General features: G+C 44.9%; 23 protein-coding genes. 18 read left to right on the top strand and 5 right to left on the bottom strand.

Features of this window, described 5'->3' with window-relative positions:
- Nucleotides 1-71: 71 nt before the first annotated feature.
- The 3 genes from QUA03_RS16095 (at nucleotide 72) to QUA03_RS16085 (ending at nucleotide 2084) form a co-directional block, all read left to right on the top strand.
- Nucleotides 72-965, top strand: coding sequence for a DUF2382 domain-containing protein (locus QUA03_RS16095; protein ID WP_333213273.1), 894 nt, complete (start codon nucleotides 72-74; stop codon nucleotides 963-965).
- Between the two features lie 88 nt (nucleotides 966-1053).
- Nucleotides 1054-1269: a hypothetical protein gene (locus QUA03_RS16090; protein WP_333213272.1), complete on the top strand. Its 216-nt coding sequence runs from the start codon at nucleotides 1054-1056 to the stop codon at nucleotides 1267-1269.
- Nucleotides 1266-2084 (top strand): ion transporter, encoded by an 819-nt coding sequence (locus QUA03_RS16085; RefSeq protein ID WP_333213271.1) that lies wholly within the window; start codon nucleotides 1266-1268, stop codon nucleotides 2082-2084. The genes QUA03_RS16090 and QUA03_RS16085 overlap by 4 nt, the downstream gene beginning before the upstream one ends.
- An 18-nt stretch (nucleotides 2085-2102) precedes the next feature.
- On the opposite strand, the gene QUA03_RS16080 is transcribed toward QUA03_RS16085, so the two are convergent.
- From QUA03_RS16080 to QUA03_RS16070, 3 genes are all read right to left on the bottom strand, one after another.
- On the bottom strand, nucleotides 2103-3071 hold the full coding sequence (locus QUA03_RS16080; protein WP_333213270.1) for a TIGR03885 family FMN-dependent LLM class oxidoreductase: 969 nt from the start codon (nucleotides 3069-3071) through the stop codon (nucleotides 2103-2105).
- 192 nt (nucleotides 3072-3263) lie between these two features.
- Entirely contained in the window at nucleotides 3264-4115 is an 852-nt protein-coding gene (locus QUA03_RS16075) for a DUF1206 domain-containing protein (RefSeq protein WP_333213269.1), read from the bottom strand.
- A gap of 211 nt (nucleotides 4116-4326) precedes the next feature.
- The gene (locus tag QUA03_RS16070; RefSeq protein WP_333213292.1) at nucleotides 4327-4677 is read right to left on the bottom strand and encodes an AI-2E family transporter; all 351 of its coding nucleotides are present in this window, start codon (nucleotides 4675-4677) and stop codon (nucleotides 4327-4329) included.
- A gap of 350 nt (nucleotides 4678-5027) precedes the next feature.
- On the opposite strand from QUA03_RS16070, the gene QUA03_RS16065 reads away from it, so the two are divergent.
- From QUA03_RS16065 to QUA03_RS16035, 7 genes are all read left to right on the top strand, one after another.
- A complete protein-coding gene (locus tag QUA03_RS16065) occupies nucleotides 5028-5888 on the top strand; it encodes a formate/nitrite transporter family protein (RefSeq protein ID WP_333213268.1) in 861 nt (286 codons plus the stop codon).
- Between the two features lie 93 nt (nucleotides 5889-5981).
- A complete protein-coding gene (locus tag QUA03_RS16060) occupies nucleotides 5982-6596 on the top strand; it encodes a hypothetical protein (RefSeq protein WP_333213267.1) in 615 nt (204 codons plus the stop codon).
- 241 nt (nucleotides 6597-6837) lie between these two features.
- Entirely contained in the window at nucleotides 6838-7878 is a 1041-nt protein-coding gene (locus QUA03_RS16055; protein WP_333213266.1) for a hypothetical protein, read from the top strand.
- Nucleotides 7847-8074: a hypothetical protein gene (locus QUA03_RS16050; protein WP_333213294.1), complete on the top strand. Its 228-nt coding sequence runs from the start codon at nucleotides 7847-7849 to the stop codon at nucleotides 8072-8074. Before QUA03_RS16055 ends, QUA03_RS16050 begins: the two co-directional genes overlap by 32 nt.
- Nucleotides 8075-8224: 150 nt before the next feature.
- Entirely contained in the window at nucleotides 8225-9064 is an 840-nt protein-coding gene (locus QUA03_RS16045; RefSeq protein WP_333213265.1) for a hypothetical protein, read from the top strand.
- 178 nt (nucleotides 9065-9242) lie between these two features.
- On the top strand, nucleotides 9243-9809 hold the full coding sequence (locus QUA03_RS16040) for a DUF3611 family protein (RefSeq protein ID WP_333213264.1): 567 nt from the start codon (nucleotides 9243-9245) through the stop codon (nucleotides 9807-9809).
- Nucleotides 9810-10238: 429 nt separating this feature from the next.
- Nucleotides 10239-11870: an alpha-amylase family protein gene (locus tag QUA03_RS16035; protein WP_333213263.1), complete on the top strand. Its 1632-nt coding sequence runs from the start codon at nucleotides 10239-10241 to the stop codon at nucleotides 11868-11870.
- Nucleotides 11871-11893: 23 nt separating this feature from the next.
- Here QUA03_RS16035 and QUA03_RS16030 read toward each other — a convergent pair whose 3' ends face one another.
- Together QUA03_RS16030 and QUA03_RS16025 are read right to left on the bottom strand one after the other, a co-directional pair.
- Complete coding sequence (locus QUA03_RS16030; protein ID WP_333213262.1) at nucleotides 11894-12859, bottom strand: S-layer homology domain-containing protein; 966 nt, start codon at nucleotides 12857-12859, stop codon at nucleotides 11894-11896.
- Nucleotides 12860-12912: 53 nt separating this feature from the next.
- The gene (locus QUA03_RS16025; protein WP_333213261.1) at nucleotides 12913-13839 is read right to left on the bottom strand and encodes a DUF2382 domain-containing protein; all 927 of its coding nucleotides are present in this window, start codon (nucleotides 13837-13839) and stop codon (nucleotides 12913-12915) included.
- A gap of 489 nt (nucleotides 13840-14328) precedes the next feature.
- Between QUA03_RS16025 and QUA03_RS16020 the strand changes: the two genes are divergently transcribed.
- The 8 genes from QUA03_RS16020 to QUA03_RS15985 all read left to right on the top strand — a co-directional run bounded on the left by QUA03_RS16020 (nucleotide 14329) and on the right by QUA03_RS15985 (nucleotide 24170).
- Nucleotides 14329-14940, top strand: coding sequence for a hypothetical protein (locus QUA03_RS16020; RefSeq protein ID WP_333213260.1), 612 nt, complete (start codon nucleotides 14329-14331; stop codon nucleotides 14938-14940).
- Between the two features lie 155 nt (nucleotides 14941-15095).
- Entirely contained in the window at nucleotides 15096-15647 is a 552-nt protein-coding gene (locus tag QUA03_RS16015) for an SH3 domain-containing protein (RefSeq protein WP_333213259.1), read from the top strand.
- A gap of 14 nt (nucleotides 15648-15661) precedes the next feature.
- Nucleotides 15662-16783: an EcsC family protein gene (locus QUA03_RS16010; RefSeq protein ID WP_333213258.1), complete on the top strand. Its 1122-nt coding sequence runs from the start codon at nucleotides 15662-15664 to the stop codon at nucleotides 16781-16783.
- Nucleotides 16784-17119: 336 nt separating this feature from the next.
- Nucleotides 17120-18106 (top strand): mechanosensitive ion channel family protein, encoded by a 987-nt coding sequence (locus QUA03_RS16005; RefSeq protein WP_333213257.1) that lies wholly within the window; start codon nucleotides 17120-17122, stop codon nucleotides 18104-18106.
- Between the two features lie 20 nt (nucleotides 18107-18126).
- Nucleotides 18127-19452, top strand: a complete 1326-nt coding sequence (locus QUA03_RS16000) for a DUF2254 domain-containing protein (protein WP_333213256.1) — start codon at nucleotides 18127-18129, stop codon at nucleotides 19450-19452.
- A 17-nt stretch (nucleotides 19453-19469) separates the two neighbouring features.
- The gene (locus tag QUA03_RS15995; RefSeq protein ID WP_333213255.1) at nucleotides 19470-20222 is read left to right on the top strand and encodes a hypothetical protein; all 753 of its coding nucleotides are present in this window, start codon (nucleotides 19470-19472) and stop codon (nucleotides 20220-20222) included.
- 602 nt (nucleotides 20223-20824) lie between these two features.
- Complete coding sequence (locus tag QUA03_RS15990) at nucleotides 20825-21586, top strand: ZIP family zinc transporter (protein ID WP_333085227.1); 762 nt, start codon at nucleotides 20825-20827, stop codon at nucleotides 21584-21586.
- Nucleotides 21587-21758: 172 nt separating this feature from the next.
- The gene (locus QUA03_RS15985; RefSeq protein WP_333213254.1) at nucleotides 21759-24170 is read left to right on the top strand and encodes a bifunctional serine/threonine-protein kinase/ABC transporter substrate-binding protein; all 2412 of its coding nucleotides are present in this window, start codon (nucleotides 21759-21761) and stop codon (nucleotides 24168-24170) included.
- Nucleotides 24171-24367 lie beyond the last annotated feature (197 nt).

The raw sequence follows: 24367 nt of genomic DNA, 5'->3' as shown, positions 1-24367 counted from the left end.
GGAAGCATCAAATTTGAGTTGTATCTAAAATGGAGGCATAAGTTGATGTAGATAGAAAGGGAAGGATTCCTATGTTACTTTACAAAATTGAAGATTTTAATCCCCACTACCGCGAAGCGGCTTTTAATGGCGAAGATATCAAAGGCCTGGATATCTATGCTGGAAATACAGATGAGAAGATTGGCTCCATCGATACCGCGCTAGTTGATGAGACAGGACGTTTCCGATATTTTGTTGTTGACACAGGTTTCTGGATTTTTGGCAAGAAGGTATTAGTTCCAGTTGCTCTTTGTCGAGTGGATGTTGATGCAGAGCGCATCTACGCGACGGGTTTGAAGAGTAAAGACCAAGCAGAAAGACTACCCAGGTATGAGGATGGAATGGTAGTTGATTACGATTATGAAGAACAAGTGCGGGGTGTTTATCGTACTCTAACGGTAGAAGGGTCTGCACCTGTAGAAGCATCATTGCCTATAGAAGCATCTGCACCAGTTTCTATGCCGCATTCTGTCTCTAACCAAGCTAGGGCTGCTGGTTATGATCGCAACACCTACACTTACGAACAAGAGCCTCAATTGTATCAGATGAACGAGCGCGAGCATCACAAATTCCGACTCTACGAAGAACGACTGGTTGCAGAAAAAAGCCGTCACAAAGCTGGCGAGGTAGCAATTGGCAAGCGAGTAGAAACCGAAACGGCACGAGTTTCAATTCCCACAGAAAAAGAGCGAGTTGTAATTGAAAGTATAACTCCAGGGACGGCAGGTGCGCCCGTAAATCGGAATACTCCATTCCAGCAGGAAAAGGTGATGCGTATGGAAGTTTACGAAGAAACTGCTGATATCAAAAAAGAAGCTTTCGTGCGCGAAGAAGTTAACATCAGGAAAGAAGTTGAAACGGAGATTGTTGAGGCAGCGGAAACACTGCGTCGCGAAGAGTTGGACGTGAAGAGGGAAGGACGTTAGAGTGGGAATGAATTTAACAAGGGTTTGTAGTTAGTTGCGCTGTCTTCGCCCGCATGAGCTGGGTCAGCTAAAAAGCTGGTAGGATACTTTGTTTTTAGGATGGTTTGGTCCAAGGGGTGCGGCAGCAGTTTTCTATGCCATGCTGGCGCTACGTAAAACGGGATTAGATTTAGATTGGGTCATTGGTTGCCTAATTTTTTGCGCGTCAATAATCCCCCACGGCTTTACTGCTGTGCCGGTGGCGAAAGCTTATGCTAAAATGCAGCGTAAAAGACTAACTTTTAATGATTTGGTAGGTAAATGAACAACCCCAACCTAGCCGAAAAACAAGCCATAGAACAAGAGCAAGGCCAGATTTTGCAACAGCTAGAAGATTGGCTGGAAGCTCCCATGCTGGTGCTGGCATTTGTGTGGCTAGCCCTATTTATTATTGAATTAACTTGGGGATTAAATCCACTGCTAGAAGTCGTTAGCACTACTATTTGGATTATCTTTATTGCCGATTTTCTAGTTAAATTTGCCTTGGCTCCCCGCAAAATTTCCTATATTAAAAGCCATTGGATAACGGCTTTTTCTCTGCTGTTGCCTGCTTTGCGTACCTTGAGGATTGTACGAGTGGTGCGAGCATTCAAAACAGCACGGGCTGTGCGAAGTTTGCAGTTGTTGCGAGTTATGACTGGTACGAATCGAGGGATGCGGGCATTAGCTGCGAGTGTTAGCCGTCGCGGATTTGGTTATGTCGTAGGACTAACGATAATTATTACCTTGGTAGGTGCAGCAGGGATGTATGCTTTTGAAAAAGATGTCGCCGATGGTTCCTCCGGGTTAAATAATTACGGCACAGCCTTATGGTGGACCGCAATGCTAATGATGACAATGGGTTCGGAATATTGGCCCAAAACGCCAGAAGGTCGCATACTTTGCCTTGTTCTGGCACTCTATGCGTTTGCGGTTTTTGGTTATGTAACTGCGACCATCGCCACATTTTTTATTGGTCGCGATGCAGAGGATGACGAAGCAGAATTAGCAGGAGGGAAATCAATTGCAGCACTTCAAACTGAAATTGCTGCCTTGCGGGCTGAGATGCAGCAATTATTAAATCAGAATTCAAAGTCTTGAATTAGGTAGATGCCAAGATCAATTTTTTGTCAGCGCTGGCACTACTTTTTCGCCAAATACCTCAATAAACTGCTCTTGTTCTCGGTTAACGTTGTGCAAAATTAGTTCATCAAACCCCAATTCAATATCTTTTTGCAACCACTCAATATGCTGCTCTTGGTCTGCCGATATCCGGACGTGTTGATATAACTCCTCTGGTTGCACAAACTCCCCGGCCGCATCAAATTGATCGGGTGTTATCAGTTCTGTCAACATTTTGCTTTTGAAGATGTTACTACGCCATTGATGATGAGCGCCTTGTAGTGCTTTCTCTGCATTACTGTCATAAGAAAGCTGCACTTTCAAAATCATTGGTTTCCCTTCTCCACCACCGCGACGAAACGCATCGACGACTTTTTTTAACTTTTCAGGTGGGCGAGAAGTAGTAATTAATCCATCTGCCCAACTGCCCAACCATTCTGCGGTTTCTGGGGTAACTGCCGCGCCGATAATTAATGGGAGAATTTCCGGGCGGGTATAAAGTTTTGCATCTTCTACGCACACTAAACCGCGATGGGTGACGGTTTCTCCTGCCCAAAGGGCGCGGATAATATGGACACATTCTTTGAGGCGCGTGTTGCGATCGCTCTTAGTAGGCCACTTATCCCCAGTAATATGTTCGTTCAACGCTTGACCGCTGCCAACCGTTAGCCAAAAACGATTGGGAAACATTTCTGCCAACGTTGCCACAGCTTGGGCAATAATAGCCGGATGATACCGCTGTCCGGGAGCGCAAACAACCCGATAGGAAAGCCTCGGCGTTGCTTGCATTGCTGCACCCAACCAAGACCAAGCAAAACCACTTTGTCCTTGCGCTTCACTCCAAGGATGAAAGTGATCGGAAGAAAGGGCATGGGTAAAGCCAGCTTGTTCTGCCATTTTGACATATTTCAGCAGTTCGCTGGGCTTAAACTGTTCGTGGGAAGCATGATAACCAATTTGTGCCATCAGTTTTTAGGAGTTTTGAGTTGAGTACGGGCGGTGCCCCCGTGCTCGCCCTGAGTTTTGAGTTAAAATCTCCAGACTTATAAAGTATGTGATTTTATCAGGACACCTTGTAAAATTTTTGAGCTTTGAGTTAGATAAGTTCTTAATTCAAAAAACTTGTTGTACTCAAAACTCTCTGTATAACGGGCAAGCTTATGAACGCAAAATTTTCCGATAGCGAGCTTCAATTACCGAGTAGATGCCATAGGCAATTAAACCCACAGGTACTAGAGCCAAAATCACTGGACTAAAAGGCTGTTGTGCTAGAATTCCCAACACATCGCCCAATCCCTTCGTTTGACTGGCATCCGATAACCTTGCTGCTTGAATTAAGAAAAAACCGATTATAACGAAAACAATTCCACGGGCAGCAATTCCGAATCGACCCAACCGTGTCGCCCAAGTTTGCTCGGTTTGGCTCATTTCATCTAGCTTGAAATGGCGACGAAATTTGGCTTTATATGCTTCGTAAAAATAAGAAAATCCTACACCAATAACAATTGAGCCTGCCAATCCTACCAGCCATTGTCCAAACGGTTGCGCTAAAATTTGGGCTGTCAAATCTTCGGTTGTATCGCTCTTACCACCGCCCGAACCCATTATCAGTTTTACAGCCGTTAAAGCCAAACCTGCATAACCTAAAGCACTTAAGGCGTAGCCAATGCGTTGGGCTATGCGCTTGGCATCCATTTTCTGTCCTTGGTGTTCTGGGTCGAGAATTGTCTGAACGATACGCCAAAGGGCATAACCAATAATGCCAATCGTTACAAGAAATAGCAGAAATTTACCGAAGGGTTGGTTAACAATTTCTGATAATGCACCGCTAGTATCTGTTGTCCTGCCGCCCATACTAAAGGCTGCTTGTGCTGCTAAAAAACCGACAATAAAGTAAACTAAGCCTTTGGAAGCATATCCCAATCTTGCCAGTCGCTCAAACCAGGGATGAGAAGCTGCCTGTCCAATTGAGTCTTTAATGCTGTCGGTGGGTGAGTTGTCCCGTTTCATATTTTTTATACTTTAGTTGTTAACGACTGCTGGCATAGGCAATGGTGCATTCCTTTCCAGTTAACTTAGTTCTTAAACAAACGATTTATATTATCATTTATTAATCTAATAATTACTTTGTTTAGAGATTTTTGTCATCTGTCTTGAGCGGGAGTCTCATCGGTTGATTGATTAATAAACTTCACATTAATTGGGCTTGACAAATATAGCTTTATGGGTTATTAACTGGCTCTGATGGAGCAGTCTGCCAGGGGTCTAGTATATCTTTGATTAAAACTTCTTTAACCCAGATTTGAATAACAATTAGAATTGGTAGCGCTAAAAATAATCCCAAAAAGCCAAATAAAAATCCGAATGCTGTCAAGAGAGCTAAGGTGTAAGCGGGAAGCAGAGATACCTGCTTTTCCATAATGATAGGCGTGACCAAGTTGCCTTCAATTTGTTGAATAGGGAAATCAAGCAACAACACCGCGCCTGCTTTTGAAGGCAAATTTAATAAAGCCAGCAGCAGCGGTGGACTTACGCTTAAAATTGCGCCCCTACAGGGAATTAAGGCTAGTATGAATGCCAGAATTCAGTCCACAAAAGGCAGTGAAACTTGCCAAACAAACAAACCAATAATGCTGGTAATACCAATAAAACTCATGCTTAATACAACGCCTGCCAACCAAACACCTCTGTATGGGAAAGATTGTGCAAAATTAAAGCAAATAGCCAAATATCTTACTTAAGATATATTGCTTTTACATTCAATTTTAAAATTACCCAACTTAAGATAGATGCTGCACGGCGAGTTTTTCTCTATACATACTTTTTAGAAAAACCCAAAGCTCATTCTCAGGTTAGGGGCGTCGCTATTGTTTAGTTTGTATGCTGAGAACTACGAAGTTCATATAATTTAACAAGAGCGAGATGACACAAAATTGCGATCGAGCCAGCCAAGCAATAGAATTGCTGGGTCAACAAAAGTTGGAACTAAGCGATCGCGATCGTGAAGAGATCATTGAGCGCATCCGTCCCACTGCCTTAATCATTCACGAAACGATTAGGGTTGAGGGTGAAAGTGAGTTGTGTCGTCCAGTTTCAGCCCTAGCTTGGTCTGGATTAGCGGCAGGACTATCTATGGGATTTTCCCTAGTGGCTCAAGGTGTACTCCAAGCAAATTTACCCCAGCAATCTTGGAGTTCTATCATTGTCAGCCTTGGGTACAGTATCGGCTTTGTCATCGTAGTGATGGGGCGTCAGCAGTTGTTCACTGAAAATACCTTGACTGTCATTCTGCCTTTGTTAAACGATCGCAGACGCAAAGTTTTTATGCGAGTGCTGCGATTATGGGGAATTGTCTTAGCAAGCAATTTGTTAGGTGCATTCATATTTGCCTCAATAGTTGCACAGGTTGGAGTCTTCCCGCCTGAATTTCAAAAAGCGTTTGGTGAAATAGGTTTAAAAGTTATCGATGGAGGATTTTGGATAACTTTATTGCGGGCTATCTTTGCTGGTTGGTTGATTGCTTTAATGGTCTGGCTTCTCCCCGCCGCTGAGTCTTCCCAACTCTGGGTAATTGTTATCATCACTTCCCTGGTTGGGCTAGGTGAATTTCCTCATATTATTGCCGGATCGGTGGAAGTTTTCTATGCCGTGGCAATTAAAGCTGTTTCGTGGCCAGAATATTTTGGCAAATTCATGATACCTACTCTAATTGGTAATATTTTAGGTGGAGTTACCTTGGTTGCTGCCTTAAACCAGGCCCAAGTTGCTCAAGATGACCTCTAGAAAATGAACTCAAATAAACCACAAAAAGGGCATGGAAAACTCTGATTTTTTAGAGAAGTCGGGAATGTATGATCTTAAGATAGACGGAGAGGGATGATGACTACAAACTGGCGTGGCTATAGAGTTACAGCTTGGGTAGGACAGGCGTTATTAACAATAGCAGTAATAGCTGCTCTGAGTCAGGGAAAATGGCAAAATGCCTTGGGTTTAGCTTTATTCTTAGTAGCATCACTGGTGTTTGTGGTGATGGACGATCGCTTGCCAACGCTGTTTGATTTCCTCTTTGTGCTTGCTGCCTTACTCAACGCCGGAGGCTGGGTTTTCGGACTGTTTTACCAACCGGGGCTTTATGATGAAATTGTTCATGCTTTCACGACTTTTGCCGTGACTTTAGCATTGAGTTTTTTAGCGTACAGTTCAATGCTGACTATTTTTCGTAACCATAAAATGCTGTACTTGCTAACAATAACCAGTTTTGGGATTGCAATTGGTGCTTTGTGGGAAGTTGCCGAATGGACGGCTGGTATTGTTCTCTCAACCGAAGTGATTGAGAGCCTGAATGATACGATTATTGATTTGATTATGGATAGTTTTGGAGCTGCAATAGCTGCCATAACTAGCTTATGGACGTTGCAAGAATGGATGCGCCCCAGTGCGACAGTGGGGAATCAAGCATCTATCGCCAATAGTCCGAGCGATCGCACTTAACTCGCAAATTCATTATTTTTTACTCAAACATCTTTCATCAGATAGATATTTTCTTATTGCCTCCGACAGATGGCAAGCTTTTGAGAGTTGAGGTTAAATAGATATATAAGCAACGTTTTGAAAGAATGTAGAACGTAGAACACAGACAATCGACCCTTAGCAAAAGTAAAAATTTAATAATTAATTGAAATTTTCACATTATTACTGCAAGAGGTTGGTTGTTTCGATTTAGGAGGATTTTATGAAAATAAAATCATTTTCAACGGCAATTGGACTGGTTCTGTTGGGTTCAACCCTTTATTTACCGGAAATTGCTCAAGCTAGTCTCAAACCCTCTATCCAAGTAGCTCAACGAAGAGTAGTCGGCTCGGATATTGACAGTTTTACCGCATATCCAGTACAGCGATTAGAGCCAGGAACTGAACTATTTTTCGTGTTGCGAGGAGTCCCGTATTCGAGGGCTACCTTGACTATCCCCAATGCAGTGCAAAATCTGCCGATGCGGGAGGTTCAACCGGGAGTCTACGAGGCAAGCTACATGATTCGCGAGGGCGATCGACTTTCCGAAAATACAGTTGTGCGGGCCAATTTGCAACAAGGCGATCGCATCAGTAGCACCCGCTTGCAACAACCTTTAGTTGCTCGTTATAACGATCGCCGCTTTCAATCTTTGTCTATTAACCGCTTCACTGCTCGATCCGTACAGCAGTTAGCTCCGGGAACCACGCTCAATTTCAAATTGCTCGGCACTCCCAACGCTACAGCTAATTTCTCCATTGAAGGAGTTGCTTATAACATCCCCATGCGGGAAGAATCCAACGGCGTTTACACAGGGGAATATACGATCCGCAGCCAAGATTATTTCCCCCCTGCAGGTGCGGCGGTTACTGCTAGTTTGCAGTCGGGAAATCAAGTTATTCGTTCCCGTTTAGATCGAGAGCTAATTGCTGGCGATGATGGCAGTTCCAACACTGCCGAAATCCCGCTAGAAATTATCACTCCCGAAGAAAATGCTCGCGTCAGCGGGACTGTTGAAGTGGAAGGACGCAGCGCCCCAAATGCGACAGTTAATGTCAACGTTCAGGCTACCTCTTCTGTGGCAGGTTTGTTTGGAGTTGAACGAAATATCCTCGAACGCACAATTCGGGCGGATGAACAAGGTAAATTCAGTTTTGCTTTTAAGCCGACCATTTCTCTACCAGGAACCCGATACGAGGTGAATCTCAGTTCTAGTAGAGGCGATCGCACCAGTGAAGAAACGTTGGTACTGTTTCAAAATTGAGCAGCGACTCGCGACTATTTGCCCGCCCAAAGTCGGGCATACTGAATCCCGAATGCTAGCAGGTAAAGCAGAAATTGTTCTGCACAATCTACCAACGCCTTTGACTGTCACAATGGTGCGCGAAGATGGAGGGCTGCTGAAAGTTAAACCGATGTCTAGTTATGAAACAGGGATGGTAGCAGTTTCCAGAGATTAAACGAGTAACTTTGATCGCAATCAAGGGGTTTTAAGAATTCAACCTGATGGTTAACTCTTTTTGAATTCAGCAATAAAAAGACCGGGTTTTGAACACAAATTCATTAGTTTCATCAACAAAATACACAGAAAAAATCAAGGAGGTTTTTCAATGGTTAATAATCGTTTGAACAATTACACTCAAAAGCTCTCGAATGCTAAGGGAGGAGCGATCGCACTCGCACTAGCAGCTATGCTGCTTCCGGCTTGTACTACCCCACAGCGGCAAGCAACGGCACCTGTACCTGCACCTGGAACACCCGGTTCGGTTGCCACGACTACCGAGAATGTGGTTGATAACACAGCACAACTGCTTGGCAAAACTGTCACCATCAGAAGTGAACCAGTCAAAAAATTGGGGCCATCGACCTTTACAGTTAGCGATCAGGAGTTTTTTGGCAGCGAACCGATTTTGGTTGTCAATGCCACCGGCAAGCCTTTTGTGCTGCCGGCTGAATCAGGTCAAGAAGTTCAAGTAACGGGAACAGTTCGCAATTTTGTCCTTGCAGATATTGAGCGCGAGTACAAATTAGGCTTAGAGTCAAACTTGTACGCCGAGTACGAAAGTAAACCTGCGATCGTTGCACAATCGATGGCGCTAGCCCCCACACCGGGGGAACTCACCTCAGACCCCCAAAAATACTACGGCAAGACACTGGCGGTCAGCGGTGAAGTCGAAAGCCTCAGAAGTCCAAACTCGTTCACCTTGGATGAAGACAAATTAATTGGCGGACAAGACTTGTTAGTGATACACACAGTTCCACAACCAAGCGTGCGAGAAGGTGAGAAGGTTGCCGTAACCGGCGAGTTGCGTTCGTTTGTCCTCGCTGAACTTGAGCGGGACTACGATCTGCAATGGGATTTGACCTTGAAGCAGAAGCTAGAAGCCGAGTATACCAACAAACCTGTCTTAGTTGCTACAGGAGTATATCCCTCCGCGATTCCTGAGTAACCAATAGACCTCTCTCATAACTACTGCGGGGATTAGGGGGTAGGCATCCTGCCTGCCCTTAACGAAGTTTTCGGGAGATGTCTAATAGCTAACCACAAGGCGATCGCCAGGAAGACAAGCATAACCTCTTTCTTACCTCGTTTATTTTGATACTCAATTCAGCAATAAGGTGGATATAATGAATCAACCAGAATCCTTGTCGCAACCGCTGACCCAAAGCGAATTCGTCGCAACTTTTCGCTTGTTTAGTAGGTTTAGCTTCTGGATACAGTTATTCTTGGGTGCTGTTTCCGGCATAGTTTTAGTATTTGCTATGTTGGGTCGCAACATGAGCGAGCAAACCAATAATGCAGGTATTGGTTTCGGGGTAGTTTTAGCGATAGTTGGTCTGCTATTGCTGTGCTTTAGAATATTTTGGGATTTTCGCTATAGGCTATTAGGCCGACTTTTGCACGCAGAAAATTCCCAGGTATATCCCAGCAAAGAACATATTACTCACACCTTACGGATTGGATTAGTTTCTAGTTTGGTGGGGGTATTAATCGCGTTTGTTGCTTCAGAAGAAACAGTTGCTGTAGTGCTAGCGAAAACTCTTAGTCAACCCCAAGCGATGGCAGCTTATGCGCCAGAAAATGTGATTCGTTCCCTAGATATTTTTGTGACGATGGCAAACGTCAATCTGATTGGCGCTCACTTTTTTGGAGCTGTTACTTCTCTTGGGTTACTTAATTGGGTAGAAGATTAGTTGGCCGGATTGGCGATCGCTAAAGGCAAACACAACTCCCATGCCGTCAGCACTTACAAGCGCTGGCAGATTTAACTAATGTTTATGCTGGTGCACTGTCTTGGCGAAAGAGAGCGAAGACAGTGCAGCTACCAGCTAAACAAGTTGGCTATTGCAATAAAGATCTAAGCTGAAATTGGTAGCGATCGCTCCTGCTAATTGTAGTCAGACGTATCGACCCTTTTTTAATTGAAAAAACGTAAGGTATTATCTTGGTTTATGTTTAATATACCGTTATATTGAAATATTTTTAATTGGTACAAATACGACTTAAAACTATCTTCCGAAAGATGAGCTATACCCGTGGCATTCAGCTTCCTAAATTGCCCTGTGACTGGGTTTCTGAACACAGCCATGTTACACCGTTTCTCTATTAAGAAATTTACTGATATGAAAGACCTCTGGTATAAAAACGCAATTGTCTACTCCCTCGATGTTGAAACCTTCATGGACTCGGACGGGAATGGTGTCGGCGACTTTCAGGGACTTATCAACCGCCTAGACTATTTATCCGGGCTAGGAATTACTTGTTTGTGGTTGCTGCCGTTTTATCCTTCCCCTAACCGGGACAACGGTTATGACGTGATGGATTACTACAACATTGATCCGAGACTCGGAACCCTGGGAGATTTTGTCGAGTTCATGCACCAAGCAAAGGAACGAGGAATTCGCGTGCTGATCGATCTAGTAGTAAATCATACGTCCCATCAGCATCCGTGGTTTGTGGCATCCAAAAGCGATAAAAACTCGAAGTATCGCAATTACTACGTGTGGTCAGAAAATCCACCCAAAACAGATCCAGAATTGCTGGTGTTTCCCGATGCTGAGGACAGTATTTGGGAGTACGACGAACACGCAAACGCTTACTATTTGCATCACTTCTACAAAGAACAGCCAGATTTGAATATTGCCAATCCGGCGGTACGAGAAGAAATCTGCAAAATTATGGGTTTCTGGCTAGAACTGGGCGTGTCTGGATTTCGCATTGATGCTGTTCCCTTTTTAATTGAAGGAATTGGCATCGAAGGTGCAGACCCCGAAAAGCTGCGAGGTTTCTTGGAAGAAATGAGAGATTTTGTGTCATCGCGTCAGGGTGATGCTGTGTTGCTGGCAGAAGCAAATGTCGATCGCGATCAAATTCCTGTCTACTTTGCTAAGGGCGACAGAATGCACATCCTGTTCAACTTTTTGCTGAACCAGCATCTGTTTTTGGCCTTGGCGCGTCAAGAATCCACAGCATTGCGCGATGGACTAAAAACCTTACCCGATATTCCTGATATTTGTCAGTGGCTTAATTTTGTGCGCCACCATGATGAACTGACGCTAGATCGCATTACTTCATCGGAACGAGAGGAAATTTTTGCAGCGTTTGCCCCTGAGAAAACAATGCAAATTTTCGGGCGCGGGATTCGTCGTCGCTTACCACCGATGATGGGAGGATCTCGCCGCCGGATTGAACTAATCTACAGCTTGCTGTTCACCCTCCCTGGTACACCCATGCTGCGCTATGGCGAAGAAATTGGCATGGGCGATGACCTTTCGCTGGAAGGTCGCGACAGCGTTCGCACCGTGATGCAATGGTCAGATGCACCGAATGGTGGCTTTTCGACGGCTGCAACTGATGCCCTTGCCAGACCTGCGATCGCCCACGGAGAATACGGTTACAAACAAGTCAATGTCACCGCAGCGCAGCGCGATCCTGCCTCATTAATTAACTGGATGGAACGTGCAATCAGCATCCGCAAGCAATGTCCTGAGTTGGGTAGGGGCAAGTGGCACATTCTCGAAACCGACTCTCCCTCGGTGTTAGCCCACTGCTGCGACTGGCAAGGCAGGACGGTGATTGCTGTCCACAATCTAGCCGACAAACCTTGTACCGCTACGCTCAAATCTCACGAATACAGCAATCTGTGCGATTTATTTGGCGATCGGCTGTATGAATCTCTCGATGCCAAATCGCCATCTATTCCCTTAGAAGCCTACGGCTATCGCTGGTTTCGAGTCAATCGAATCCAGGGGTAAAAAAGTTAAAGTTGATGGGAGAACTAGCGACGTGGACTGTTAGGAATGTACTTAGCAGTATTCTTGTCTGGAAGCGGTTCTATCTGACCTTGATTGACCAAAGCTTGATGAATTAGGGCAGTAGCACTACCCCGACTCAGCAACTCGTTGGGATTAAGAACTCTCGGATCTGGATAGTTGACCACTATCTTTGCCTTTGTCGCTGCTGCCACTGGCTCAACCGCATATTTAGGAAGTTTCCCGGCATCTTTATAGTACGAATTGAGAAAATCTAATGCCGAATTTTTAGCAGGGGCAGTTGCAGCTTTTGTCGTTGTTGGTGGAACAGCCTTAGCCGGTTGAGATGCGGGCGCAGCCGCAGGCTGCAGCTTTGCCACGACAGGTAATAACGGCTGCATCAAAACAGTCGCTGCGAGAGGAAATGCCAAACGGTTCCTAGCAATTCGACGTTTATTTACTGGAGTTTGTCTTGCTGGAGTTGCAGCAGCTCGATCGGTTTTGACAACAGGGGGATTGAAATCCATATTTAAACCCCTCATTAACACAACTAATGCTTGTGCCTTAGTCAATGGCTGCTTCGGACGAAACTCATTTCCGGGAAAATCATTCATAAATCCCGTTTCATAAGCTTCTTGAATCGGAGTTTCTGCCCAGTAGTTTTTAGGCACATCCTTAAAGTAACTTCCACTCGGTATCTTTCTAACGCTTGCTCGATTAAAAGCTTGGCGGATCATCGCCGAAAATTCATCCCGATCTACAGCCTGTTTGGGTCTAAAAGTTCCGTCTAGATATCCGGTAACAATCTCTTTTTCAGCTAAGGAATCAATAAACGGACGCGCCCAGTAATTCGGCGGTACATCAGGAAATTTCGATTTAGCTTGTTGAGCAGCAACTTGCTGGGAACTTAGCACAAAGCCAGTGCCACTGACACTAACAGCTAAAGCTAAAAAGGCTACGCTGATTGACGGTAAATGCCTGCGAGTAGACATGATAAATTTCCTCCTAATTTTTGCATTTTTTTTAACGATACTCTTTGGCTGAGTTAAAGCGGATTACTTTTTTTATCCTCCGAATCCCATTCTGTTTTTTTTACATCTAACTCTTCGCGACGTACTGTGTCTCTTGCCTCAACCGTATCTTGCTCAACTTCTTTTCTGACTTGCACTTCCTCGCGCACGAACGCTTGCTTTTGGATATCCACACTTTCTTCGTAGATTTCAAAATGTGCCATTTCTTCTTGTTTGAAGGCGGTATCTGGGGTTACTAGACTCCCTGCAGATTCTGGAGTTGTGTGCTCAATCACAATTCGCTCTTTTTCTACAGGAACTTCCAGTTTTACCCTTTCGGTTTCAACTTGTTTGCCAATTATTACCTCGCCTGTTTTGCGACGGGTTTTATCTGCAACTAATCGTTCTTCGTACAGTTTGAGTTTTTGATGATCCTGTTCGTTCATCTGATACAATTGGGGTTCTCGCTCGTAAGTATAGGTATCCCGATCATCATAAGCAGGATTAGTAGCTTGAGGCGAGACCGAATGTGTTGTAGAAACTCGCACAGGTGCTTCTAAAGGTAATGATGCTTCTACTGGTACAGACGCTTCTACTGTTGAAGTTCGATAAATACCCCGCACTTGTTCTTCATAATCGTAATCAACTGCCATTCCATGCTCATACCTGGGTAGTTTTTCCACTTGGTTTTTACTCCGCAAACCTGTAGCGTAAACACGCCGCCCATTAAAATCAATGTGACAAAGAGCGATGGGAAGTAAAACTTTTTTGTCAAAAATCCAAGAACCAGTCTCTACCACAAAATAGCGGCAACGTCCTGTCTCATCTACCAGCACAGTATCGATCGTGCCAATTTTATCATCGGTACTTCCGCCATACACATCCAGTCCTTTGATATCGTCGTCCTCAAAAGCGGCTTGGCGGTAGTTGGGATTAAAATCCTCAATTTTGTAAAGTAACATAGTTGTTTCCTGTACTATCTACATCAACTTGTGTACCTACTTTAGATAGATATCAGCTCTAATACTTCCTTCTTATGAATGATTCAGCAAATTGAAAATCATCAAGATAGCGATATTTTTTTGTATTTTTCTATCTTTAGGTAGATGAATTTAGATTTCCTGTACTCAAAGAGGTAAATTTATCTAATCATTCGTAGGTTGGGTGGAGCCAGCCTACAAGGTTTTTGCCAGCAACTCTCACAAGGATTTATTAGGTTTTACGATCACATTAACTAGGGGATATCCTACAAAATTAAGGGCATCTCTAAAGGATCTGCTGGTTTTTTTTAAAGGAAGTTTCGATTTTATAAGCGAAGTTACTACTTTTGATATTTAAAATTTTTAACTTAAAAATATTATGCCCATCGGTAGATATTCTGGTAATGATGATTAAGTAAAATTAAATTACCTTCAAGAAAAAAAATGACGTAACGCAGGGGTTAATCTTTTATGACTTATCCAGATCGATCGGGCAATCCACTCACTGAGCCTACAATCGTCAATCCGCTGGTGGATTACCACGATCAAGTGAGGTGGGGGCCAATTTTGGCAGGAATTGCGATCGCTCTGGGTACTCAACTACTTTTAAGCGCTTTGGGAATGGCGATCGGATTAACCGCAGGTGCAACAGGGGCGGATGCAGGTTCCGTTGGTATTGGGGTCGTAATTTGGTCGATTATCAGTTTGCTGATTTCCCTATTTTTGGGAGGTTGGGTGATGGCTCAAAGCTGCGGCCCGATGACCAAGAAAACAGCATTTTTGAATGCAGCAATTCTTTGGGGAGCTACATTAGCACTTAGTGCTTGGTTATTAGGAAGCGGGATATCGGGTGCTGTTGGCGCTGCGGCTGCTAATGCTGGAGAAATTGCCAATCAAGTACAACAACAGGGCGGCGTTAATATACCCAATCAAGCGCCGAATGTAGACCCAAATCAAGTTCGCGATCTAGCTGGTAATACAGCTAAAGCTACTTGGTCATTTCTACTTGGCTCTTTGCTGAGTTTGGCAGCGGCAATGATGGGTGGTGCTGTTGGCGCTCGCAAACCTCGCGTTTATGCTTGATTAACGATGATAAAACCTGAAAATTTAACAAGCACAGGAGCGAGTCGAATTATTTTCTACCCTTGGGATGATGATTCATCCTTTCTTGGAGAAGATGAACGAGCTAAAAACCTTTTCTAAGGTTTTGGCATAGAGATTTAAAAGGAGATAAAGCGATGCAAGAGCAGAGTATCTGGCAAAAATATACAACGTTAACAAGTTCGATCTTGTTAACGGCAACGGTTTTAGTTGCTCCCTCGTTCGCCACTAATACAAATCAAACACAGATTCAAGGTGAATCTTTACTAGCGCAAGTACCGGATAGCTGTCGCCAGGTTATTGCGAGGAATGGCCTTAATGTTCGGCGACAACCGACGGCTAACAGCGAAGCGGTTGGCATCATCGGTTCCGCACGAAATGTGACGATTCAAAGTCTTGGTGAGAATGGCTGGGTACCAATTACAGCCCCGCTACAAGGCTACGTATATGGTGGTTTTCTCGGAATGTGTGAAGCCGCAACCGCCCCGCCTCCTACTAACTGCCGCCAAGTTGCAGCAGCCAGAGGAATTAATGTACATCAAGCACCTTCCACTGATGGGGAAAGGGTTGGAGTCGTCGCGAGTGGACGAAGAGTGACGATTGAAAGTATAGGAACAGATGGTTGGGTGCCGATTACAGTGCCTCTGAGAGGCTACGTCCAAGCGGAAAACCTGGCGTATTGTAGTTAATTGAAAAAACAGTGATGGATGACCAATCAAACCCAAAAAAAGAAGCTAATTCACAGCAAAAGTCTGGTTTGTTAAATTTCCTTGCCGAGACAACCGAATCTGCACTGAATACAGGCAAAGCAGTTGTTGAAACAGCAGTTGATTTGGGGGAAGCTGTTGCTAAACAAACTTATCGATTGATTGGACAAGCGACGCAAGGAACCGGAGATGCGGTGACTTATGTTGGTAATCTTCCCTTTGTTAAACAAGTAGCAGGGGTACTCAGGCTTGATTGGTTAGTTGGAGTCAGCGATCGCATCGACTTAGCCAAAGCGGAAGCTCAAGTCAAGGAACTCCAACAAAAGTATCCCAATGAATATCCCAGCGAAATTGCCCATCGCATTATGGTGGAAAAAGCAATTCACGCCGGTGGTGTTGGATTTGCTAGCAGCATTTTACCCGGTGTCGCGGCTGCACTGCTGGCGATCGATTTAGCCGCAACTACTGCGATTCAAACCGAAATGGTTTATGAAATTGCCGCCGCTTATGGGATGGATTTGCAACAGCCAGCCCGAAAAGGCGAGGTTTTGGCAATTTTTGGGTTAGCGCTAGGCGGTAGCAACGCCATGAGAGCTGGTTTGGGCTTTTTACGCAATGTACCGCTGGCTGGCGCGATGATTGGTGCGAGTACCAATGCGACGATGCTGTATGCGCTGGGATATGCGGCGCGCCAGTTTTACGAAGCCAAAGTGAGGGAAGATACTGAAGAACCTGGAACCGAAACGCTGCAAGCGATTCAGCAACAAAGCGAGAAATATCTTGATGTTGCGATCGCGCAGCAAGCAGGGATGGATCAAATTATGGTTCACATGATTTTGGCAAGTTATCCCAACAAAAACTGGGAAGATATTCTGCCAGAATTGAAGGCCTTGCAATTAAATGCCGATTCTCTCCAAAGGATTGCTGCTAACATCAAGTCCCCCAAACCATTGGGTGCATTGTTAGAGCAACTTAACCCGGACTTTGCAGTACCGCTATTAGCTCAATGCCGTCGCATTGCCGAAAGTCGCGGAGAGGTTTCCGAAGCAGAACAGAGGGTACTGGATGCGATCGCACAAAAACTCAACGGTCAAGATGTGGCTTCGATCTCCACTTGAAAAAAATTGTTGGTGCGTTAGCTTTCTGTTTAACGAATCCTCCCCAATATTTACTGTTGCTGTGTAAGTCCTAAATTAGCCTCACGTTACAGTAATCTCCAGCATTAAGATAGAGTTTGACAGGGCTAATTTTAATACTATCAATAACGACTGAGATCAATTCCGACCTGCGCCGGAATGATATCAAATCCGCGCTTCCGGAGTCGGGCGTAAAGTCGAATCAAGCTGCCAACAAATAATTCGCGCAATTTTCATTTTTTTGACTCACAGTCAACAGTCAACAGTCAACAAGCATTCCGGTGCAACCGGAATCGATATGATGCAAGAGGAAGTTTTATGACAGCAGAAATATCCGGAGTCTGGGACAAGATTCAGAGCATGATCAATGGCTTCATTATCCTGCTGCCTAATATGGTACTAGCGTTAATTGTTTTTGCAATCTTTTTCTTTGTTGGCAGGTCAATTAAGAGAGCGGTCAGGCAGCTTACCCGCAACCACCGCCAATCCCGGAATTTGGGACTCGTGTTGGGAAGGTTAGCGCAGGGTATTACTGTTCTGGTTGGTCTGTTTATTGCCTTGTCGATTGTAATTCCCACATTTAGAGCAGGCGATTTGGTGCAACTGCTGGGAATTAGCGGGGTAGCGATTGGTTTTGCCTTTCGCGATATCTTACAAAACTTCCTAGCTGGTATCCTAATTCTTTTGACGGAACCGTTCCAAATCGATGACCAGATTGTGTTTAAAAACTTTGAGGGAACGGTAGAAAATATTGAAACTCGCGCTACAACAATCCGAACCTATGATGGTCGCCGGATTGTAATTCCCAATGCGGAATTGTTCACCAATTCTGTTACTGTGAATACCGCCTTTGATAAACGCCGGATGGAATACGATGTTGGTATCGGCTACGGCGATGATATTCAGCGAGCCAAGCAGTTAATGATGGAAGCCCTGCACAGTGTGGAAGAGGTTTTGAATGACCCTGCTCCTGACGTGTTGCTGATGGAACTTGCAGGAAGTACCGTCAATATCCGCGCTCGATGGTGGATTGCTCCGCCGCGACGAATGGACGATCTGCGATCGCGGGACAAGGTACTTTCTGCGATTAAGGAAAAGCTGACTGCTAATGGCATCGACTTGCCCTTTCCTACGCAGCAAATTTTGTTTCACGACCAAACAGAAGAGACAGATGGCGATCGCAAACGTCAACGCGAAGGATGGCCCGCTGGTAATCGCGAAGTTCCCAAACCCCGCAGCATCAGCGGTTCTCTGCGACAACTAATTGAACAGCGATCGCAACAAGACGGCAACGGCAACGGATAATCTTAACCCCACCCCAACTCATGAAAAATGTCAAGTTAAGCAAACTTTGGGACTCGCTGCACTCTAGCTACTGGTTTATCCCAACGTTGATGGCGCTGGGGTCGATAATTTTAGCGATCGCCATGCTGGCACTTGACCGCACTGGTAATATACCAAACTGGAGGTGGATTTACACGGGTGGAACCGATGGTGCGCGATCGGTTCTTTCATCGGTTGCCGGTTCAATGGTCAGCGTTGTTGCTACAGCTTTTTCCATTACTATTGTGGCGCTTCAGTTGGCGAGCTCAAATTTTGGGCCCCGATTGCTGCGTAATTTTATGCAGGATACGGGCAATCAGATCGTGCTTGGCACTTTCATTGGCACGTTTATTTACTGTTTGCTCGTACTGCGAACCATTCATGCAGAAGGAGAAGGATACAGTCTCTTTGTACCCCAACTCTCGGTTACAGTTGGTACCGGATTGGCAATTGCCAGTATCGGCGTACTGATTTACTTTATCCATCACGCATCAACCATTATTCAAGCGTCTCATGTAATTACTCAGGTTAGTGGAGATTTAGACAAAGCTCTAGATCGTCTGTTTCCCGAAAAAATCGGAGAAGGTAAAGTGAACAACTCGCGACAATTGGGAGCAATTCCTGCAAATTTTGACTCAGAAGCAAGTCCAATTAAAGCCACGGGCGAGGGTTATTTGCAAGCAATCGATGACAAGGAATTAATGAAAATTGCCCGTCAGTACAATCTGCTTGTAAGTCTTACAACTCGACCGGGAAAGTTTATCGTCAAGGGCAGCGATGTAGCGATGGTTTCCCCGGAAAAACAGGTGAATCAAAGCCTGAAACAACAGATTAACGATGCTTTTATTCTGGGCAAAGAACGGACTGAATATCAAGATGTAGAATTTCCCATCGATCAGTTAGTTGAAATTGCCTTGCGTGCGATTTCTCCTGGTATCAACGATCCGTTTACTGCAATTCGGTGTATTGATCGACTCAGCGCCGGATTATCCCGCCTCGCTCAAAGGGATTTTCCCTCCCCCTATCGCTACGACGATGAACAGAATTTGCGCGTGATTGTTGAAGGAGTGACCTTTGAAGGGTTAGTGGATGCTGCCTTTAACCAAATTCGCCAGTACAGTAAATCAGATGTGGCGGTAACAATTCGCTTATTGGAAGCTATAGCTTGCATCGCCACTTACACCCGCAATTCCCAACAACGAGAAGCTTTACGCCGTCAGGCGGAGATGATTTTAAATAGTAGCCGCGAACAAATCTCTCAGGAGCAAGATCGGAAAGATGTGCAAGAGCGGTATCACCAAGTCATTAAAGCTTTAAGCCAGGATTAATTTAGTAGAGCAGAATTATGGTAATAACAACAGCTTTACGATCGGCTACTAATACTTTAGCTTTAACCGCGCTGATTGCCATTGGTTTAGCGCTGACACATTTATTTTTCGGCAAGTTGCGATTTGCTTCTATTCCTCGCAGTGGCTGGCTTTCAGCGGCGAGTGGGGTTTCGGTAGCTTATGTTTTTGTGCATATTTTACCGGAATTAAATCTGCACCAAGCGGTATTAGAGCAAGTAGACGCAGGAGTTATTTCTTATCTAGAACACCACGTTTATTTAATAGCTTTGTTAGGATTGACTGTATTTTACGGCTTGGAACGAATTGCAAATTTATCTCGTCAGCGTGGCAAAGAGGATGTGACCAGTCTTGGTGTTTTTTGGTTGCACATTGGCTCTTTTTCAATTTACAACGCTCTGATTGGCTATCTGCTGCTGCATCGGGAAGAACCGGGCCTTACCAATCTGCTGTTGTTTTCTTGTGCAATGGCCCTGCACTTTGCAGTGAACGACTCTGGTTTGCGGCAACATCACAAGCATATTTATGACCGCATCGGACGCTGGATACTAGCAGCAGCTATTATTGTGGGGTGGGTGTTGGGTAGCGCTACTGAGATTGGAAAAACTGCGATCGCAGTTTTATTTGCTTTTTTAGCCGGAGGAATTGTTCTCAACGTCCTCAAAGAAGAATTGCCAGAAGAACGAGAAAGTCGGTTTTGGGCATTTGTCCTTGGTGCTGGAATTTACACGGCTCTTTTATTGGCTTTGTAGAGGAATCAAAGGCAGCCCAAACGTTCGAGGTTAAAACTATTTGAAGGAGCCAATCGTTCTTTCAGACGCAGTTTAAGATTACCGGGATAATTTTTCCGATCGCTGCTACCAACTGCGACGGTATTAACAGTCTTAACTTTAGCCAAATTTCTGAGTTATCGACGTTTATTATTCGCATCCCTTGCTGCCAGTTCATTCTTAATTAATCTAGACATCCAACACAGCACAAACGAAGTCAAAAGCCGGGTGGTTCCTCACATAATTGCAGCAACGATTGGTTGGTTTACTGATCTAATTCTTGGGCCAGGATATCCGTCAGCGGAGACGGCGATTAGGAGCAAATATCGTTATTATTGATTGAATAATGCTAGTTAAAAAAATTAGCCATCTCTTCCGTTAGAAGCCTGCGGCTATCGCTGGTTTCGAGTCAATCGCATCCTGGGGTAAAAAAGTTAATGTTGAGGGGAACACTAGCGACTATAACTATGAGGAATGTACTTAGCAGATTAGGTGAAAAACCCGGTTTCTGGCGCCCATCCGTAAGTCGTATATATAATTAATTTTTAGGCGTGCATAAAAAATTTTCCTCTGAGGTAGAGCTGATGTTTCCAGTGTGGTTGCAGGCAGGATTTTGGGGTTTACTGGGGGGGTCGGCGCTGCTACTGGGAGCGGCGGTGGGTTACTTTGTGAGCATTCCCCAGCGCGCGATCGCGACAATTATGGCTTTTGGCGCTGGTGTGCTGATTTCAGCGCTATCCTTTGAACTGATGGATGAAGCTTACAAGCGCGGCGGTTTCGACTCGACGGCGATCGGCTTTTTGGGCGGCGCTGCTGTCTACACAGCCGCCAATTGGTTTTTGAGTCAACAGGGAGCAAAACACCGCAAGCGATCGGGCGCTTTGCACCCAGCTAAAACAGAGTCAGGCGATGGCGGATTAGCCATCGCCCTCGGCGCGCTGTTAGACGGGATACCGGAGTCGATCGTCGTTGGTGTCAGCATGATTTCTGGAGGCGCTGTTAGTTGGGTGACAGTAGCGGCAATTTTCCTCTCCAACATTCCCGAAGGACTCTCTAGCGCCGCCGGCATGAAAAAAGCAGGGAGATCGATGGGTTACATTTTTGGAGTTTGGGGCGCGATCGCAGTTATTTCCGGTATTGCAGCATTGTTAGGATATACGGTTTTCAGTGGCTTTTCTGCGGAAGTAATAGCCGCTACTACCGCCGTAGCAGCAGGGGGTATTTTAGCAATGATCTCAGATACTATGATTCCCGAAGCATTCGAGGAAACTCACGATTTTGCTGGACTAATTACTGTCTGCGGATTTTTAGCTGCTTTTGTACTCAGTAAGTTAGCAGAAAGATAATTGATAATTAGCGATCGCTCTTCACTAATGTAGAATTGCCAATTGCTGAGAGTTATAGTGTTTTTGATATAGACACAGATGAATTTGATATGTTGCCAAGCTGTATTGGGCAACAAAAAAGCTTATAATCAACATTAAAGGCCGCAGCCTGTCAAGAGGTGTTGGAAGATTTATGTGTGTCAACTTAGGGCATATCCTACATGAAAGGTACGAAATTCTCGCTTTGTTGGGAGAGGGAGGGTTTGCTAGAACCTACACGGCTGTACAAATAAACAAACCTAATAATCCTCTGTGCGTTGTTAAGGAAATTCCTTTTCCCCTATCGAACGATCCGCGCGTCTTGGAGAGGGCAAGGAAGCGATTTGAAAGAGAGGCTAGCGCTTTGCGCGGTCTCGGCAAAAACTCGCGCATTCCCGAATTATTCGATAGCTTTGAAGAAAACGATTATTTTTACTTAGTTCAAGAATATATTGAAGGACATCCGCTTAGTCAAGAACTAACTGCGGGCGATCGGTGGAATGAGCAACAAACTGTTGTTTTGTTGCGGGAAGTTCTGGAAACACTAAAATCAGTCCACCAAGAAAATATTATTCACCGCGATATTACACCTTCTAACTTAATTCGGCGCAAAACAGATCAAACAATTGTTTTAATTGATTTTGGGGCGGTCAAAGAAATCGGCACTTTTACCGCTAACTCTACCGGTGAAATATTCACATCGCAGGCGATCGGCACCAGGGGTTATATGCCTGCCGAACAATACAATCCGCAGTCTGTCCCGCAACCCTATAATGATATTTATGCAGTAGGAATTATCGCGATTCAATCCCTCACCGGGCGGCGTCCCACCAATCTGCCACAAGACCCCGAAAATTGTGAAATTATCTGGGATTATTTAACATCTGAACCGGTTAGCGATGGTCTCACAAATATTTTAACCAAAATGGTGCGCTTCCACTTCCAAGACCGCTACCAGTCTGTTGAGGAAGTTTTGCAAGACTTGAATTTGATCGTCGCAGGGCCCCCGTTACCCAAAACTTCGCGGAAGTTGCGATCGCGCTTTCGCTGGCTGCTGTTAGGCGTTGCGGGAATTGTGGCTTTTGGGGCGATCGTACTTTTAATCCCCAGAATTTCCCCGCTAATCCCCAGAATTTCCTCGCAACCAACGTTGCCTAAACCCTCCGCAGATGGTGTAAGTTCCGGCGAAAAACTCCTAGTGCAGACATCCGCCCTGTGGTCAAAACAAAGGGGAATTAATGAGTTTTCCGACTCAAATTATCCCGAAGCTTTAAAATTGCTCAAACAGTCCTGGCGGGAAGACCGCAGAGATCCAGAAACTTTAATTTACATCAACAATGCTCTGCTGAAGGCAATAAATGCAGAATATTACACGATCGCAATTGTTGTTCCCATTCGCAGAAATCAGGACGGCAGCATCCTCAACGCAAATTTAGCAGAAGAACTGCTTCGTGGCATTGCTCAAGCTCAAACCGAAGTTAATTTAGGTCTTCTGGCTGCAAATGAGAACAATAAAAATTTTCCCGGTCAAGGCTTTCTCCAACCAAAAGCTATTAAAGGAAAAGGTCTCAAAGTCATCATTGCTGATGATGGCAATATCAAATCCTACGCGATTCAAAGGGCTAATTATCTGGTCGCTCAGCCCGATATTCTAGCAGTTATCGGCCACTACACCAGCGACATGACTGTAGAAACCGTAGATATTTACAATCGAAATCAACTAATCGCCATTTCTCCAGGAAGCACAACAGAAGAACTGACGAGAAAACCTCGAAAATTTTTCTTTCGGACGGCTCCGACAACTAGAATAGAAGCTGAAGCTTTAGTAAATCAACTGCTCTTGGTCGGCGAGAAAAAAGCCGCAGTATTTTACAATCCCAACAGTCCGTTTAGCGCTTCTTTGTGGGAAGAATTCAAAGAGCAATTTGAAGCCAAAGGAGGCTCGACTTTTAGACTTAGGAATTATTACGATTTATCTAAAAATAATTTAGACGCCGAAGCAGCAATCACAGAAGTTGAGAAAGCCGGAAAAACAGCCTTACTTGTCATTCCCGACGGTCAAGTCACTAATTCTCTGGAAAATGCGATCGCAATGATTAAAGCTAATGGCGATCGCAATTGGATTGTCGGGCCCTGGACTCTGTACGAGCCGAGAACGTTAGAAGTAGCAAAAGAGCTAAAGTCTGTTGAAAAACTGGGCATATCTGTGTTTTGGCATCCGTTAATAAGTTTTGACAAAAAATTTCCGCAAAACGCTGAAAAATTGTGGGGAGGCCCGGTCAATACTCGATCGGCTTTAACCTACGATGCCGCCCGGACGCTGATTAAAGCCCTCGAAATGCAGCCAGAACCTAGCCGCCAAGGAATGCAAAAAACCTTAGCCGATCCAAACTTTAAAGCCGAAGGAGCCTCCGGTATAATTGAGTTTGACTCGAAGACTGGAAATCGGAAAAACCCTCCTAAACGAGTGGCGCATATTGTACCGTGTTCTAGAGAACAGTTTGGAGTTACATTTGTGCCGATCGAATTTTCCACAGCCGCAGCCGCAGGTTTAAAGTGCGATTGAAGTGATATAGCAATCCTTGCAGGAGTTGTAAACTTTTTACCCCACCCCAACCCTCCCCTGATCAAGGGGAGGGAGTAAGAAATTCACAAATGATGCGAGGATTGCTATATCTTGTGGCATTGGTTGAGTCGATGTGGGGTATTATCCCCAGCACCTCTCAGTTAGAACTGGACGTGCCAGTTTCCGTGCATCCAGCT

The organism is Microcoleus sp. S36b_A4, assembly GCF_036700645.1.
In the GTDB taxonomy this organism is placed as follows: domain Bacteria; phylum Cyanobacteriota; class Cyanobacteriia; order Cyanobacteriales; family Microcoleaceae; genus Microcoleus.
This window is presented reverse-complemented; position numbering and strand designations above follow the sequence as displayed.

What these genes read in the sequence shown, in the direction of transcription:
- QUA03_RS16095 (WP_333213273.1), top strand. Translation starts at nt 72, where the DNA reads ATGTTACTTTACAAAATTGAAGATTTTAATCCCCACTACCGCGAAGCG.
- QUA03_RS16085 (WP_333213271.1), top strand. Translation starts at nt 1,266, where the DNA reads ATGAACAACCCCAACCTAGCCGAAAAACAAGCCATAGAACAAGAGCAA.
- QUA03_RS16080 (WP_333213270.1), bottom strand. Translation starts at nt 3,071, where the DNA reads ATGGCACAAATTGGTTATCATGCTTCCCACGAACAGTTTAAGCCCAGC.
- QUA03_RS16075 (WP_333213269.1), bottom strand. Translation starts at nt 4,115, where the DNA reads ATGAAACGGGACAACTCACCCACCGACAGCATTAAAGACTCAATTGGA.
- QUA03_RS16065 (WP_333213268.1), top strand. Translation starts at nt 5,028, where the DNA reads ATGACACAAAATTGCGATCGAGCCAGCCAAGCAATAGAATTGCTGGGT.
- QUA03_RS16060 (WP_333213267.1), top strand. Translation starts at nt 5,982, where the DNA reads ATGATGACTACAAACTGGCGTGGCTATAGAGTTACAGCTTGGGTAGGA.
- QUA03_RS16055 (WP_333213266.1), top strand. Translation starts at nt 6,838, where the DNA reads ATGAAAATAAAATCATTTTCAACGGCAATTGGACTGGTTCTGTTGGGT.
- QUA03_RS16045 (WP_333213265.1), top strand. Translation starts at nt 8,225, where the DNA reads ATGGTTAATAATCGTTTGAACAATTACACTCAAAAGCTCTCGAATGCT.
- QUA03_RS16040 (WP_333213264.1), top strand. Translation starts at nt 9,243, where the DNA reads ATGAATCAACCAGAATCCTTGTCGCAACCGCTGACCCAAAGCGAATTC.
- QUA03_RS16035 (WP_333213263.1), top strand. Translation starts at nt 10,239, where the DNA reads ATGAAAGACCTCTGGTATAAAAACGCAATTGTCTACTCCCTCGATGTT.
- QUA03_RS16030 (WP_333213262.1), bottom strand. Translation starts at nt 12,859, where the DNA reads ATGTCTACTCGCAGGCATTTACCGTCAATCAGCGTAGCCTTTTTAGCT.
- QUA03_RS16025 (WP_333213261.1), bottom strand. Translation starts at nt 13,839, where the DNA reads ATGTTACTTTACAAAATTGAGGATTTTAATCCCAACTACCGCCAAGCC.
- QUA03_RS16020 (WP_333213260.1), top strand. Translation starts at nt 14,329, where the DNA reads ATGACTTATCCAGATCGATCGGGCAATCCACTCACTGAGCCTACAATC.
- QUA03_RS16015 (WP_333213259.1), top strand. Translation starts at nt 15,096, where the DNA reads ATGCAAGAGCAGAGTATCTGGCAAAAATATACAACGTTAACAAGTTCG.
- QUA03_RS16010 (WP_333213258.1), top strand. Translation starts at nt 15,662, where the DNA reads ATGGATGACCAATCAAACCCAAAAAAAGAAGCTAATTCACAGCAAAAG.
- QUA03_RS16005 (WP_333213257.1), top strand. Translation starts at nt 17,120, where the DNA reads ATGACAGCAGAAATATCCGGAGTCTGGGACAAGATTCAGAGCATGATC.
- QUA03_RS16000 (WP_333213256.1), top strand. Translation starts at nt 18,127, where the DNA reads ATGAAAAATGTCAAGTTAAGCAAACTTTGGGACTCGCTGCACTCTAGC.
- QUA03_RS15995 (WP_333213255.1), top strand. Translation starts at nt 19,470, where the DNA reads ATGGTAATAACAACAGCTTTACGATCGGCTACTAATACTTTAGCTTTA.
- QUA03_RS15990 (WP_333085227.1), top strand. Translation starts at nt 20,825, where the DNA reads ATGTTTCCAGTGTGGTTGCAGGCAGGATTTTGGGGTTTACTGGGGGGG.
- QUA03_RS15985 (WP_333213254.1), top strand. Translation starts at nt 21,759, where the DNA reads ATGTGTGTCAACTTAGGGCATATCCTACATGAAAGGTACGAAATTCTC.